Source organism: Escherichia sp. WS1118, from assembly GCF_046487695.1.
Taxonomy (GTDB): domain Bacteria; phylum Pseudomonadota; class Gammaproteobacteria; order Enterobacterales; family Enterobacteriaceae; genus Escherichia; species Escherichia coli.
On record NZ_JBJQIZ010000017.1, the window covers coordinates 29,327 to 44,188 of the forward strand.

At 50.3% G+C, this 14,862-nt stretch carries 10 protein-coding genes; 6 read left to right on the top strand and 4 right to left on the bottom strand.

Annotated features, from left to right (window positions below):
- Positions 1 to 256: 256 nt before the first annotated feature.
- The 4 genes from ptsP (at position 257) to ACJHYO_RS21290 (ending at position 5,439) form a co-directional block, all read left to right on the top strand.
- Positions 257 to 2,758 carry a phosphoenolpyruvate--protein phosphotransferase gene (ptsP, locus tag ACJHYO_RS21275; protein ID WP_085455627.1) on the top strand — a complete coding sequence of 834 codons (2,502 nt, stop codon included), beginning with the start codon at positions 257 to 259 and terminating at the stop codon, positions 2,756 to 2,758.
- Between the two features lie 11 nt (positions 2,759 to 2,769).
- Positions 2,770 to 3,432 carry a fructose-6-phosphate aldolase gene (fsa, locus tag ACJHYO_RS21280; RefSeq protein ID WP_000424857.1) on the top strand — a complete coding sequence of 221 codons (663 nt, stop codon included), beginning with the start codon at positions 2,770 to 2,772 and terminating at the stop codon, positions 3,430 to 3,432.
- A 10-nt stretch (positions 3,433 to 3,442) separates the two neighbouring features.
- The gene (gene gldA, locus ACJHYO_RS21285) at positions 3,443 to 4,546 is read left to right on the top strand and encodes a bifunctional L-1,2-propanediol dehydrogenase/glycerol dehydrogenase (protein WP_000374009.1); all 1,104 of its coding nucleotides are present in this window, start codon (positions 3,443 to 3,445) and stop codon (positions 4,544 to 4,546) included.
- Between the two features lie 275 nt (positions 4,547 to 4,821).
- Positions 4,822 to 5,439, top strand: coding sequence for a DUF1287 domain-containing protein (locus tag ACJHYO_RS21290; protein WP_000647862.1), 618 nt, complete (start codon positions 4,822 to 4,824; stop codon positions 5,437 to 5,439).
- Positions 5,440 to 5,465: 26 nt separating this feature from the next.
- Here the strand turns inward: ACJHYO_RS21290 and yijE are convergent, their stop codons facing one another.
- From yijE to ACJHYO_RS21310, 4 genes are all read right to left on the bottom strand, one after another.
- A complete protein-coding gene (gene yijE / locus ACJHYO_RS21295) occupies positions 5,466 to 6,371 on the bottom strand; it encodes a cystine transporter YijE (protein WP_085455626.1) in 906 nt (301 codons plus the stop codon).
- Between the two features lie 93 nt (positions 6,372 to 6,464).
- Positions 6,465 to 8,645, bottom strand: coding sequence for a catalase/peroxidase HPI (gene katG / locus ACJHYO_RS21300; protein WP_001296626.1), 2,181 nt, complete (start codon positions 8,643 to 8,645; stop codon positions 6,465 to 6,467).
- Between the two features lie 328 nt (positions 8,646 to 8,973).
- Positions 8,974 to 9,864, bottom strand: coding sequence for a methylenetetrahydrofolate reductase (gene metF / locus ACJHYO_RS21305; RefSeq protein WP_000007515.1), 891 nt, complete (start codon positions 9,862 to 9,864; stop codon positions 8,974 to 8,976).
- A gap of 381 nt (positions 9,865 to 10,245) precedes the next feature.
- Positions 10,246 to 11,799, bottom strand: coding sequence for a bifunctional metallophosphatase/5'-nucleotidase (locus ACJHYO_RS21310; protein WP_000694071.1), 1,554 nt, complete (start codon positions 11,797 to 11,799; stop codon positions 10,246 to 10,248).
- 132 nt (positions 11,800 to 11,931) lie between these two features.
- On the opposite strand from ACJHYO_RS21310, the gene ACJHYO_RS21315 reads away from it, so the two are divergent.
- Both ACJHYO_RS21315 and ACJHYO_RS21320 read left to right on the top strand, forming a co-directional pair.
- On the top strand, positions 11,932 to 13,056 hold the full coding sequence (locus tag ACJHYO_RS21315) for a hypothetical protein (protein ID WP_000105532.1): 1,125 nt from the start codon (positions 11,932 to 11,934) through the stop codon (positions 13,054 to 13,056).
- A gap of 232 nt (positions 13,057 to 13,288) precedes the next feature.
- A complete protein-coding gene (locus ACJHYO_RS21320; RefSeq protein ID WP_000859433.1) occupies positions 13,289 to 14,839 on the top strand; it encodes a bifunctional metallophosphatase/5'-nucleotidase in 1,551 nt (516 codons plus the stop codon).
- The last annotated feature ends 23 nt before the right edge of the window (positions 14,840 to 14,862 follow it).

A 14,862-nucleotide genomic window follows, 5' to 3' on the forward strand; every position in this document is an offset into this window, starting at 1 on the left:
CAATAGGCAATCGCAGGCGGAGCAAACAGTGGATAAAAAGGCCATTTACTGGACTTTTGTAATATCAGTACAAAAATGCGATCCGCCTCATAACTTGCGATAATCCGGAAGTACGCCGCAAAACGGCGTCTTGTGAGACGCGTCGCAAATTGACGGTTACATTACATTTGTCCAGCTTTTGGCAGATTTGTCACATGGCAGGCCGTTGCCGTGCGCTCTTATCCTGTAAACAGAAAACCGTACCGGGAGAAAGGCAATGGCCCTGATTGTGGAATTTATTTGTGAGCTACCTAACGGCGTCCATGCGCGTCCGGCAAGCCACGTTGAAACGCTGTGTAATACTTTTTCATCACAAATTGAGTGGCATAACCTGCGCACTGACCGCAAGGGCAACGCCAAAAGCGCCCTTGCGCTGATTGGCACCGATACGCTGGTGGGCGATAACTGCCAGTTACTGATTTCCGGGGCCGACGAACAGGAAGCGCACCAGCGTTTAAGCCAATGGCTGCGCGATGAATTCCCCCACTGCGACGCACCGCTGGCGGAAGTAAAATCTGACGAACTGGAACCACTGCCGATTTCACTGACCAATCTGAATCCGCAAATTATCCGTGCTCGCACCGTGTGCAGCGGTAGCGCAGGCGGCATTCTGACACCGATCTCTTCTTTAGATCTCAATGCGCTGGGTAATCTTCCCGCAGCCAAAGGCGTTGACGCCGAACAATCCGCACTGGAAAACGGTCTGACGCTGGTACTGAAAAACATAGAGTTTCGTCTGCTGGATAGCGACGGTGCTACCAGCGCGATTCTGGAAGCGCACCGATCCCTGGCTGGCGATACTTCCCTGCGCGAACATTTACTGGCAGGTGTCAGCGCCGGATTAAGCTGCGCCGAAGCGATTGTTGCCAGTGCGAATCACTTTTGCGAAGAGTTCGCCCGTTCCAGCAGCAGCTACCTGCAAGAACGTGCCCTGGACGTACGCGACGTCTGCTTCCAGTTACTCCAGCAAATCTACGGTGAGCAACGCTTCCCGGCACCGGGCAAACTGACGCAGCCCGCCATTTGTATGGCTGATGAACTGACCCCCAGCCAGTTCCTCGAACTGGATAAAAATCATCTCAAAGGTCTGTTACTGAAAAGTGGCGGCACCACCTCACATACGGTGATCCTTGCCCGTTCGTTCAACATTCCGACGCTGGTAGGTGTGGATATTGCTGCCCTTACTCCGTGGCAGCATCAGACGATTTATATCGACGGCAACGCAGGGGCGATTGTGGTTGAGCCAGGGGAATCCGTGGCCCGTTATTATCAGCAAGAAGCCCGCGTACAGGACGCTCTGCGTGAGCAACAGCGTGTCTGGCTGACCCAGCAAGCGCGTACCGCTGACGGTATCCGCATTGAAATTGCCGCTAACATCGCTCACTCCGTGGAAGCGCAGGCCGCATTCGGCAATGGTGCGGAAGGCGTTGGTTTGTTCCGCACTGAAATGCTCTATATGGATCGCACCAGTGCACCGGGCGAAAGCGAGCTGTACAACATTTTTTGTCAGGCGCTGGAGTCTGCCAACGGACGCAGCATTATTGTGCGCACTATGGACATTGGCGGTGATAAACCCGTTGATTATCTGAACATTCCGGCAGAAGCTAACCCGTTCCTCGGTTATCGCGCGGTGCGTATTTATGAAGAATACGCGTCGTTGTTTACCACACAACTACGGTCGATCCTGCGCGCCTCTGCTCACGGCAGCCTGAAAATCATGATCCCGATGATCTCCTCAATGGAAGAGATCTTATGGGTGAAAGAAAAACTGGCGGAAGCCAAACAGCAACTGCGTAACGAACACATTCCGTTTGATGAGAAGATCCAGCTCGGCATCATGCTGGAAGTGCCGTCGGTGATGTTCATCATCGATCAATGCTGCGAAGAGATTGATTTCTTTAGTATTGGTAGTAATGACCTGACGCAATATCTACTGGCAGTGGATCGCGATAACGCTAAGGTGACTCGTCACTACAACAGCCTGAATCCGGCCTTCTTGCGGGCGCTCGATTACGCCGTGCAGGCGGTGCATCGCCAGGGCAAATGGATTGGTCTGTGCGGTGAACTGGGAGCGAAAGGTTCCGTGCTGCCGTTGCTGGTCGGTTTAGGGCTGGATGAACTCAGCATGAGCGCACCATCAATTCCGGCGGCGAAAGCGCGGATGGCGCAACTTGATAGCCGTGAGTGCCGCCAGTTGCTCAACCAGGCAATGGCCTGCCGTACTTCGCTGGAAGTGGAACACCTGCTGGCGCAATTCCGCATGACCCAACAGGACGCACCGCTGGTCACCGCCGAGTGCATCACACTGGAAAGCGACTGGCGCAGCAAAGAAGAAGTGCTCAAAGGCATGACCGATAACCTGCTGCTGGCGGGCCGCTGTCGCTATCCGCGTAAACTGGAAGCCGACTTGTGGGCGCGCGAGGCCGTTTTCTCTACCGGTCTGGGCTTTAGTTTTGCCATTCCCCACAGCAAATCAGAACACATTGAGCAATCCACCATCAGCGTGGCGCGTTTGCAAGCGCCGGTGCGCTGGGGCGATGATGAAGCGCAATTCATCATTATGTTAACCCTGAACAAACACGCTGCGGGCGATCAGCACATGCGCATTTTCTCGCGCCTCGCTCGCCGCATCATGCACGAAGAATTCCGTAATGCGCTGGTTAACGCCGCCTCTGCCGACGCTATCGCCAGCCTGCTGCAACATGAACTGGAACTGTAAAAGGAAACATCATGGAACTGTATCTGGACACCGCTAACGTCGCAGAAGTCGAACGTCTGGCACGCATATTCCCGATTGCCGGGGTGACAACTAACCCGAGCATTATCGCTGCCAGCAAGGAGTCCATCTGGGAAGTGCTGCCGCGCCTTCAAAAAGCGATCGGTGATGAGGGAATTCTGTTTGCTCAGACCATGAGCCGCGACGCGCAGGGTATGGTGAAAGAAGCGAAACGCCTGCGCGACGCTATTCCGGGCATTGTGGTTAAAATTCCGGTAACCTCTGAAGGTCTGGCAGCAATTAAAATGCTGAAGAAAGAAGGCATTACTACGCTGGGAACCGCAGTGTACAGCGCCGCGCAAGGATTACTGGCGGCGCTGGCTGGAGCCAAATACGTTGCTCCATACGTTAACCGCGTAGATGCCCAGGGCGGTGACGGCATTCGTACTGTACAGGAGTTGCAAGCGTTACTGGAAATGCATGCGCCAGAAAGCATGGTGCTGGCTGCCAGCTTTAAAACACCACGTCAGGCGCTGGATTGTTTGCTGGCTGGATGTGAATCCATCACACTGCCCTTAGATGTAGCGCAACAAATGCTTAACACCCCTGCGGTAGAGTCAGCTATAGAGAAGTTCGAGCACGACTGGAATGCCGCATTTGGCACTACTCATCTCTAAAGGAGTAATTATGGACCGCATTATTCAATCACCAGGTAAATACATCCAGGGCGCAGATGTAATTAATCGTCTGGGCGAGTACCTGAAGCCACTGGCGGAACGCTGGTTAGTGGTGGGTGACAAATTTGTTTTAGGTTTTGCTCAATCCACTGTCGAGAAAAGCTTTAAAGATGCTGGACTGGTAGTAGAAATTGCGCCGTTTGGCGGTGAATGTTCGCAAAATGAGATCGACCGTCTGCGTGGCATCGCGGAGACTGCGCAGTGTGGCGCAATTCTCGGTATCGGTGGCGGAAAAACCCTCGATACTGCCAAAGCACTGGCACATTTCATGGGTGTTCCGGTAGCGATCGCACCGACTATCGCTTCTACCGACGCACCGTGCAGCGCATTGTCTGTTATCTACACCGATGAGGGTGAGTTTGACCGCTATCTGCTGTTGCCAAATAACCCGAATATGGTCATTGTCGACACCAAAATCGTCGCTGGCGCACCTGCACGTCTGTTAGCGGCGGGTATCGGCGATGCGCTGGCAACCTGGTTTGAAGCGCGTGCCTGTTCCCGTAGCGGCGCGACCACCATGGCGGGTGGCAAGTGCACTCAGGCAGCGCTGGCACTGGCTGAACTGTGCTACAACACCCTGCTGGAAGAAGGCGAAAAAGCGATGCTTGCCGCCGAACAGCATGTAGTGACTCCAGCGCTGGAGCGCGTGATTGAAGCGAACACCTATTTGAGTGGCGTTGGTTTTGAAAGCGGCGGGCTGGCGGCGGCACACGCGGTACATAACGGCCTGACCGCTATCCCGGACGCGCATCACTATTATCATGGTGAAAAAGTGGCATTCGGTACGCTGACGCAGCTGGTGCTGGAAAACGCGCCGGTGGAGGAAATCGAAACCGTAGCTGCGCTTAGCCATGCGGTAGGTTTGCCAATAACTCTCGCTCAACTGGATATTAGAGAAGATGTCCCGGCGAAAATGCGAATTGTGGCAGAAGCGGCATGTGCAGAAGGTGAAACCATCCACAACATGCCTGGCGGCGCGACGCCAGATCAGGTTTACGCCGCACTGCTGGTAGCCGACCAGTATGGTCAGCGTTTCCTGCAAGAGTGGGAATAACCTACTCCAAACTCCCGGCTTGTCCGGGAGTTTGAACGCAAAATTGCCTGATGCGCTACGCTTATCAGGCCTACGCAATCTCTGCAATATAGTAAATTTACGTACTTTTGTAGGCCGGATAAGGCGTTCACGCCGCATCCGGCACGCTGTGCCAGTAATCTGAAACTTCCACCTTGTTCGGGTGTTTTTTTATCCGCTTCTGGACATTTTCTCCACAGAACAATCGTTAGCCCGGAAGGTCGAATCTGTGACTCTTATTTTCACGGACGAAACAGATGAAAGCTTCACTGGCGTTATTCAGTCTTCTGACGGTATTTACCAGTTACTCCTTAAAATCTCCCGCCGTTCCACCAACCGTGGTACAAATCCAGGCTAACACCAATCTTGCCATCGCAGACGGCGCCAGACAGCAAATCGGCAGCACGCTATTTTACGATCCGGCGTATGTGCAGCTTACCTATCCTGGCGGTGATGTCCCGCAAGAACGCGGCGTATGTTCCGATGTGGTGATCCGTGCATTGCGCAGCCAGAAGGTCGATTTGCAGAAACTGGTGCACGAAGATATGGCGAAGAATTTTGCTGCGTACCCGCAAAAATGGCAGTTAAAGCGCCCGGACAGCAACATCGATCACCGTCGGGTGCCTAATCTGGAAACCTGGTTTACCCGCCACGATAAAACACGCCCCACCAGCAAGAACCCCAGTGACTATCAAGCGGGCGATATTGTCTCCTGGCGATTAGATAACGGGCTGGCACATATTGGGGTGGTGTCAGATGGCTTCGCCCGCGACGGTACGCCGCTGGTGATACATAACATTGGCGCAGGCGCGCAGGAAGAAGATGTACTGTTTAGCTGGCGGATGGTGGGGCACTATCGGTATTTTGCTAAATAAGAGATCTCCCCACATGAAGAAAAAATTCAGATCCTTTTTACACTGACGGCTTCTTTTTTCTTACGGCTCACCAGCGCCAGTGCCAGTACAATCAGCACAATACCGCTACCTTCAACTGCCCCCGGATTCTCACCGAGCAGCCACCAGGAAAAGAGTACGCCGCAAACGGGAACGGCCAGTGTGCTTAAGCTGGCAATACTGGCAGGCAAGTTTTTCAATACAAACAACCATAAGCTCCACGCCAGCGCTGTCGCCAGAATCGCACTGTAGGCCAGCGCCCAGAACACGGTGGGTTGCCAGTCAATTTCACGTTGCGGCACCAGTAAAGCGACCACACTCATCACCAGCGCCGCATACAGCATCTGCCAGGATGTTAGCGACAATAAATCCACGCGCGGATGGCGGGCATACAGACGTTTAGCAACAATCGCGCTCGCCCCCCAACTCGCACCGGAGAGAATTGCCAGCATGGCGCTTTTCATCGAAGAGAAATCGAGTTGCCACGGCTGCAACACCAAAAATAAGCCGAAAGCGGCAATCAGAATCGCGAAATATTGCCCACGTCGCAGGCGTTCACCGAGAAACAACGCGGCGAAAATTACCACCCAGAACGGCATGGTATAGCTCAGGATTGCCACCTTCCCCGCTCCGCCACTGACCAGCGCCCACTGTGCCAGGCCAACCATCCCGCAGGTTTGTAACAGGGCAATGGCTAAGGTGTATTTAAACGGCGTCGGGCGCATTCCGCGACCACGTAATAAAAGGACGATGAATAAAACGAGAGCGCCGAAAATGCAGCGTAAGGCGGTGAAGTCGAAGGCACCGATGTAGCTGGTGACTTGCTTCATGAAAATCCAGCTATAACTCCAGATAAGTGTGAGCACAACCAGGCCACTGATTGCCAGTGGGTTGCTCTTTCCTGCGGCAGACATGAGAGATCCAGTGTGTAGTTTTCCTGTGGACACTATACGCCGGTAAAGAAACTTCAGCGACTGCATGAAAGGCAGTCGCTGAAGAAGGTCAGATTACAGCAGGTCGAAACGGTCGAGGTTCATCACTTTCACCCACGCTGCCACGAAGTCTTTAACAAACTTCTCGTGGGCATCGCTGCTGGCGTAAACTTCCGCCACCGCACGCAGGACAGAGTTAGAACCAAAGACCAGATCCGCACGGCTGGCTGTGTATTTCACTTCGCCAGTTTCGCGGTCACGGCCTTCGAACAGCTCTTTCGATTCGTCGGTCGCTTTCCACTCATAACGCATATCCAGCAAGTTCACGAAGAAGTCATTGCTCAATACGCCAACGCGGTCAGTGAAGACGCCGTTTTTGCTGCCATCGAAGTTGGCACCCAGTACGCGCATCCCGCCCACCAGCGCAGTCATTTCCGGCGCGGTCAGCGTCAGTTGCTGTGCTTTATCAATCAACAGTGACTCGGTGGTGGAAACGTCCAGACGAGCGCGATAGTTACGGAAACCGTCAGCAATTGGCTCCAGCAGTTCGAACATCTCAATGTCAGTCTGATCCTGACGCGCATCAACGCGGCCCGGCGCAAACGGCACATGAATGCTCAAACCTGCGGCGCTTGCGGCTTTCTCAACGCCAACCACACCTGCCAGCACGATGATATCCGCCAGCGAAGCTTTGCCAGACTCTTTCTGAATTTTCTCCAGAACTGGCAGAGCACGAACGGCTGCGGCGTTCACATCCCAGTCACGCTGCGGCATTAATGCCAGACGCGCACCGTTGGCACCACCACGTTTGTCGCCACCACGGAAGGTAGAAGCAGACGCCCAGGCCACCGATACCAGCTCACTAACAGACAGACCAGAATCCGCAATCGCGAATTTCAGATCGATAATGTCCTGCTCGGTCGGGTTGTAGATCGGCTGCGGCAGCGGATCTTGCCAGATCAGATCTTCTTTCGGTACTTCCGGTCCGATGTAACGAGATTTCGGCCCCATATCCCTGTGCGTCAGTTTGAACCAGGCACGAGCAAAGGCTTCGTTGAACGCCTGCGGATCGTTGAGGAAACGACGAGAGATCTTCTCGAACTCAGGATCAAAACGCAGCGTCAGGTCGGTCACCAGCATCGTCGGTTTACGTTTCTTCGACGGATCAAACGGATCCGGGATAATTTCCGGTGCGTCTACCGCTTCAAACTGGATTGCGCCAGCCGGGCTGCGGGTCTGTACCCACTCATACTTGAACAGGTTCTCGAAGAAATAGTTGCTCCACTGGGTCGGCGTCTGGGTCCAGACCACTTCCAGACCAGAGGTAATGGCATCTGCGCCAACGCCGCTGCCGTAAGTGCTCGCCCAGCCTAAACCTTGTTCTTCAATCGGTGCTGCTTCTGGATCAGGACCTACGTTTGATGTCGGACCGGCACCGTGGGTTTTACCCAGCGTATGACCACCCGCAATCAGCGCCACGGTTTCTTCGTCATTCATGCCCATGTTGCCGAAGGTCGCGCGGATAGCTGCTGCTGCCGAAAGTGGTTCGCCGCTGTGATCAGGGCCTTCCGGGTTAACGTAAATCAGGCCCATCTCGGTTGCACCCAGCGGTGCTTTCGCCAGCGCTTCCGGATGACGGTGAGTCAGCCAGGCTTTTTCATCACCCCAGTTAACATCCAGATCCGGTTCCCAGACGTCTTCACGACCGGCACCAAAACCGAAGGTACGGAAGCCGGAGTTTTCCAGCGCCACGTTACCCGCGAGGATAAACAGGTCGGCCCAGGAGATTTTCTGACCATATTTCTGTTTGATTGGCCACAACAGGCGACGCGCTTTATCGAGGCTTACGTTATCCGGCCAGGAGTTCAGCGGTGCAAAACGTTGCTGACCACGACCCGCGCCGCCGCGACCGTCGATTGAACGGTAAGTACCCGCGCCGTGCCAGGCCATACGAATAAACAGACCGGCGTAGCTGCCCCAGTCGGCTGGCCACCACGGTTGAGATTCTGTCAGCAGGGCTTTCAGATCTTTTTTCAGGCCGTAGTAATCTAATTTGCTGAATTCTTTGCGGTAGTCAAAGTCCTCACCCAGCGGGTTAGAACGATTAGAATGTTGGTTTAACAGGTCAACACGGAGTTGATTTGGCCACCAGTCGCGCGTGGTTGTGCCCCCACCTGCGCTCTGGTCGTGACCGCCCTGATGGAACGGGCATTTGCCGGTGGCTGTCGTGTTATGGATATCGTCTGACGTGCTCATCAATGTGCTCCCCTCTACAGTGTTACCGTTACGATACACAGCGTTAGAGAGAAGTTATAATTGAATTAATCCACGGATGCGATAGTTGAGATCTTACATATTGTTGGTTAAAGAGATGTAGATCAAATTGATCGTAATTAAGACTTTTTGATTATGTCCGATTTAGGATAAATGCTTTATAAAAAAGGGTTTTAGATTTGTATCCTTCAAGTAATGAGGGAGAAAACAAGGCTGATAACCTTATTTTCCCGCCCTCATTTCGAGGCAGCATTTTGTGCTCTGTTTAAAATTTGTGATCACTGTGTGATTTTCACAAAAGGCACACTATTTATAAACCAGGTCGAACACCCAGTGTATGGCAAATCGCGTAACTCATTTCAGCGCGGTTAAGCGTATAGAAGTGGAAATCTTTCACTCCTTCACGGCTTAAAATCTTCACCATATCCATGGCAATATTCGCGCCCACCAGCTTGCGGGTTTCAGCATCGTCATCCAGGCCGTCGAACATTTGTGCCATCCACGCCGGAATACGCACGTTGGTCATGTCGGCAAATTTCTTCGCCTGTTTAAAGTTAGATACCGGCAAAATGCCCGGAATGATTTCCACATCAATGCCTGCCGAGACGCAGCGATCGCGAAAACGCAGGTAGCTTTCGACATCGAAGAAGAACTGAGTAATGGCGCGGTTGGCTCCGGCATCCACTTTTCGTCTCAGGTTGAGTAAATCGGCCTGGGCACTTTTCGCTTCTGGATGTACTTCCGGATACGCCGCCACGGAGATATCGAAATCTGCCACTTCTTTTAACAGTGTCACCAGGTCAGAAGCATACATTTCTGGCTTACCACTTCCCGGCGGCAGGTCGCCACGCAGCGCCACGATATGGCGAATACCGTTATTCCAGTAGTCGCGTGCAATGATCCGCAGCTCGGCAGGCGTCGCATCAATGCAGGTAAGATGCGGTGCCGCTTCCAGGCCGGTGCGATCTTTAATGCCTTTAATAATGCTGTGCGTACGGTCGCGCTCGCCGGAGTTTGCGCCATAGGTCACCGATACAAACTTCGGTTTCAGGCTGCTAAGGCGATCGATGGAGTTCCACAGGGTCTGCTCCATTTCACTGGTACGCGGCGGGAAAAATTCGAACGAAACGTTAATCTGCCCCTGGACTTCTGCCAGACTCTGATTCAGGGCATCCCGCTGGCTGGCGTGAAAAAAGCTCATACCTTACCTCATCAATCGCTTGTCGTTATATGTTGTGTTGTGCACATCTATCCGTTTAGACGTCCAGATGTAAAGATGAAGGAAAAGCCGAAGGGCGTCAACCGAAAAATAACCAATGATGGTGAGGAAAAATCAGGGAAGATGAAAAAAACTCATCTTAATTAGAGGCGATAAAAGATTTCTCTATAGCGCAATCCACCTCGCACGTTTTGACTCATATTCTGACAACACAGCGACACCTGGGCTAATTCGAAAAACAACGTCCTGCCACCGGATGGTGATGTTAAGGCATCTGATTCGGCCTGCGCCCTCGCGTAGGCCGAATACAGGATCTGCGCAATCAACGGGTAACAAACAGTTGAGTCAATTCAGTGCGCACTTTTATTTGATATCCTTCACGCGCATACCGTTGAGCTGTTCATCCGTAATGGTGTTGCCCGCTTTGAAGTAATCAACCACCGCGTGATAAACGTAATAACCGCCCGTTGTGTTACGCGCTTTCCCTTCGGTAAAGGCGGTAAAACCATCTCCACCATCAGCAAGGAAACTCTGAGTAGCAATGTGATAAACCGTCGCATCTTCAATGGGTTTGCCATTCAGAGTCAGTGTGATTACCCGCTGACCAACCGGCTTGCTGCTGTCGTACTTCATTTCCAGGCCTTTCGATACCTGTAAAACGCCATTGCTTAAACTTGCGCCGTGTTCCATCAGACTGCGTAATTGTTTACCCGTGAGTTCCATCGTCACCAGTTCGTTGGGGAACGGGAAGGTACTGATGACGCCGCCCATCGTGATCGCCCCTGCGGGGATCTCATTGCGGATACCACCAGAGTTTGTTAAAGCCAGTTGGGTATTTTTACCCGCTGCTGCCAGTAAAGCGTCAGCCGCCAGGTTCCCGAGGGAAGCCGATTCACCATAGGCACGTTTTAATTCAACCGGCGATTGCGCCACCGTTTGTTGCACCACTTCATCAAGCTTTTTATTCCAGCCGTCGATCACCTGTTTCGTTTGCTGATCGGGCTTCCACTCGTCAGCGTAAATGGTTTTAAGCTCGAAGTTTTTCACCGTAAAATTATGCGGCTTCTCTTTGTAGTCGAGAACCAGTTTGCCCACATCAATCCCGCCGCTGTCAGTGGAGAGGATGAGCGTATTGCCGACTTTAATCGGTTCCGGCGTACCCACATGTGCATGTCCGGTGATCAAAATATCCAGCCCTTTCACCTGACTTGCCGTCTGAATATCTTTATCCAACGCGCGACGCACATCTGTGCCTCCCATACTGGACTGGCGGGCTGGAACACCTTCGTGGATCAGGGCGACGGTCAAATCAACCTTGCCTTTGAGTTCATCGATATAACGTTGTAGCCATTTAATTTCATCGCGCGCTTCAATACCCACGCGCGTAGCAGCAGAGACAGTGTCATTAAAGGCAAATACTCCGTGCAAACCAATAACGCCTATTTTCACACCGTCTTTTTCGATGATGGTATATGGCTTATCCCAGAATGATTTACTGCTGTTCTGATAAAAAATATTGCCCTGCACAATAGGGAATTTTGCCTGGCTCAACTGTAATAATGTGTTGTCCCAGCCGTGGTCAAATTCATGGTTGCCTATTGTGACGGCATCAAACGGCATAGTATTCATAATATCGATAATAGCCTTACCTTTGGTCAGGCTGCTGATATATGGCCCGGTAAAATAGTCGCCCGCATCAAAAAACCATGTCGCTTTATTTTTTGCTTTTTCTTGCTTAACCAGCGTAGTGATATTTGCCCAGCCGCCAATATCCCGTTTACCGTCAGCGATCCACGGCACTTTATAAGGTTCTACATGCGCATGGAGGTCGTTGGTATAAATAATAGTGACATCTTTAGCGCAAGCCCAGAACGGCAGTGTTAATGCGATACCCGCAGCAAGTATTTTAATTTTCATAAACAATCCCTTTCAGTGAGATAAAGGATTGCTACATTACGTTCTGAAAGACTTATTTATGTGAGAGTAATCACATCCGCAGGGGATAGTTGCCGGACAAAATCAACGACCTTGTGAAATCGTTGGTGATATATGTCGACTCTGTTTACGATTAATGCCTGTAAAACGTTCGGTTGCCGAAATTTGGGATTGGCCTCATCGGAAGATTACAGTTGGCCAGACTATAAACTGGGTTATCCGGCACTGCACTGTCGGGCATGTGGCAGTTACCCGCCGTTGTTTGACGAGCAACAATTTCGTGACTGGTTGTCAGTTCACTTGTCTACTTATGCAATTGAGAAAGGCCATTTCTGCCCAGTATGTTATGGCACAGACATGATTTGTTATGGTCACAATCCACAGGGTTCGCAACGCATTCAATGCCGTAACTGCAAAAAAGTCTGGACGCCTAAAAAATATCAGAAAGAAATTACGCATCCCCAGGCCATTGAAACCGTTCAACTGTTCATACCCTTTCAAGGGGCCAGCGCAGTACAAAAACTGTATGTTTTAGTCAGTCTTGACGCCACTCGTGGCAACATTCTTCATCTCTCCACGAATTATACGCAACATCAGACAGGAGACAGTCTGCGGTACAGTTACAAGGGCAACACAGAACCAACTATGCACCATCACGATATCGTGCAGAAGGTAGATATGCGTGAAGCGCAATTCTTGCGCCGGAGCCAGTTCGATGAAATTCAGTATGGCAGTGCTGTACTCAAGCGCAACGGTAAGGGAGCCATACTACGCCCGGTTATCACGGCACACGGGCATTTCAGAATACTGAAAATCCGCTATCCAGATGTCAAAACGCATATTATTTCACACGAATGTTTTCTAAGAGGCGCAATTATTACAGCCTGGGCAGATCAGTTCCGCCAACAACAAGGTGAACTTTGGTTCGTAGAAGAAGAAATCAGTGACAGTAACGCTGATACGCCCTGGCATTTTAAGGGAACGACATACCATGGTTGGTGGCAAAATCAGTGGCAGCGCTGGGAGCAGGGGAATAACTGCAAGATGGTCTGCCTACTCACGGGAGCCTGCTTAGAAAGGGGCGCAAATGTTTCTCTGGCAACCAGTCGTTGTTTTATCACATGGCTGACAGACCAACACGACTTTACCCAAAGCGCGTTATTATCCGCAGGTCGCGTAACGCAAATGCTGACCTCACTGGCGTTAAAATACAATGAATCGCTCACTCCATCTTGTTAGTCAATACACTCGACAAACGACCATAAATTAAGAGAGATCACTACCTTTCATTTAATTAAATATATAAATGTATGACCGTGAAATATAATCATGGTCAATGTTTAATTAATAACATTATTTGTTACTAAGATCACACAATACTTTTCTGAACTATGCTTACATAAAATAAGACACGATGTGTCTTTTATTTAAATAATTCAACAAATGTAACAACCCCTATCCAGGAGGGATGATGAAAACTGTATTTACAACATTATCAGTCATATTCGGCGTGATATTTTCTCACAGTGTTCTAGCTCAGGACGTTACTATTTATTATACGAATGACATCCACGCACATGTCAATCCGGCAAAAATCATCGCTGTTGATAAGAACAGACTTATAGGTGGTATGGCTAATATTGCAGGCATCGTTAATGAAGCGAAGAAAAAAAGCAAAGATGTGTTTTTCTTTGATGCAGGCGACTATTTTACCGGGCCGTATATCAGCACACTGACCAAAGGTGAAGCTATTATTGATATCATGAACACTATGCCCTTTGATGCGGTGTCTGTTGGTAATCACGAGTTCGATCACGGTGTGCCCAATATGGTGTCTCAGTTATCAAAAGCAAAATTCCCCATTCTGCTGGGAAATATCTACTACACCGATACGAATAAACCAGTTTGGGATCATCCGTGGACCATTATCGAAAAAGATGGTTTAAAGATTGGTGTGATTGGATTGCATGGCGCATTCGCTTTCTATGATACAGTCGCGGCAAAAGCACGTGAAGGCGTAGAAGCCAGAGACGAAATTAAATATTTAAATAAAGCACTTGCAGAATTAAAAGGTAAAGTCGACATTACCGTTTTGCTAATTCACGAAGGTGTCCCGGCGCGTCAATCAAGCTTTGGTAGTAAAGATGTGGAGCGGCTACTACAGGCAGATATTGAGACAGCTAAAAAAGTGAATGGTGTTGATGTCTTAATTACCGGTCACGCACATGTCGGAACACCGCAACCAATAAAAGTTAATAACACATTAATTGTATCTACCGATGCATACGGCACCAACATCGGAAAACTTGTGCTTGATTACAATCCGAAAACGAAGAAAATTGATAGTTATAATGGTGAGTTAATCACCATCTTTGCAGATCAATTTAAACCTGACACCATCGTTCAAAATACTATTGATAAATGGAGTGCACAGCTTAACAAAATAACACAGGAAGTTGTCGGCCATTCTCCCATAGTTTTAACACGTGAGTATGGTAGTTCCTCTTCTACCGGCAACCTTATTCTTGATGCAATGATGGAAAAAACACCTGATGCCGTTGCCGGATTTCAAAATAGCGGTGGGATGCGAGCTGATTTTCCTAAAGGCGATATCACACTAGGAGATGTTATTAGCACATTCCCCTTTAATAATGACCTCATCGAGATGGATTTGACGGGCCGCGATCTCAAATCATTGATGACGCATGCAACCAATCTAACTAACGGTGTGTTACAGGTTTCAAAAAGCGTTGCGGTTGTCTATGACAGCAAAAAACCACTCAACCAACGGTTAATCTCTTTCACCATTAACGGCAAACCCGTGGAAGATAATCAAACATATCGTATTGCCACGCACTCCTTTTGTGCCAGTGGTGGTGACGGTTTTGAAGCATTTTTGAATGGAAAAAATGTGAAGACGATACCGGGAACAACCTCGGCGGAATCTATCATCGATTATTTCAAAAATCATAAACCTGTCACCCCAGACTTAACTAAACGAGTCATGGACGTCGCCAAATAAAATCTCATTTATCAGTCAATTTA

Coding starts and splice junctions, on each gene's coding strand:
- ptsP (WP_085455627.1), top strand. CDS start 257: ATGGCCCTGATTGTGGAATTTATTTGTGAGCTACCTAACGGCGTCCAT.
- fsa (WP_000424857.1), top strand. CDS start 2,770: ATGGAACTGTATCTGGACACCGCTAACGTCGCAGAAGTCGAACGTCTG.
- gldA (WP_000374009.1), top strand. CDS start 3,443: ATGGACCGCATTATTCAATCACCAGGTAAATACATCCAGGGCGCAGAT.
- ACJHYO_RS21290 (WP_000647862.1), top strand. CDS start 4,822: ATGAAAGCTTCACTGGCGTTATTCAGTCTTCTGACGGTATTTACCAGT.
- yijE (WP_085455626.1), bottom strand. CDS start 6,371: ATGTCTGCCGCAGGAAAGAGCAACCCACTGGCAATCAGTGGCCTGGTT.
- katG (WP_001296626.1), bottom strand. CDS start 8,645: ATGAGCACGTCAGACGATATCCATAACACGACAGCCACCGGCAAATGC.
- metF (WP_000007515.1), bottom strand. CDS start 9,864: ATGAGCTTTTTTCACGCCAGCCAGCGGGATGCCCTGAATCAGAGTCTG.
- ACJHYO_RS21310 (WP_000694071.1), bottom strand. CDS start 11,799: ATGAAAATTAAAATACTTGCTGCGGGTATCGCATTAACACTGCCGTTC.
- ACJHYO_RS21315 (WP_000105532.1), top strand. CDS start 11,932: ATGTCGACTCTGTTTACGATTAATGCCTGTAAAACGTTCGGTTGCCGA.
- ACJHYO_RS21320 (WP_000859433.1), top strand. CDS start 13,289: ATGAAAACTGTATTTACAACATTATCAGTCATATTCGGCGTGATATTT.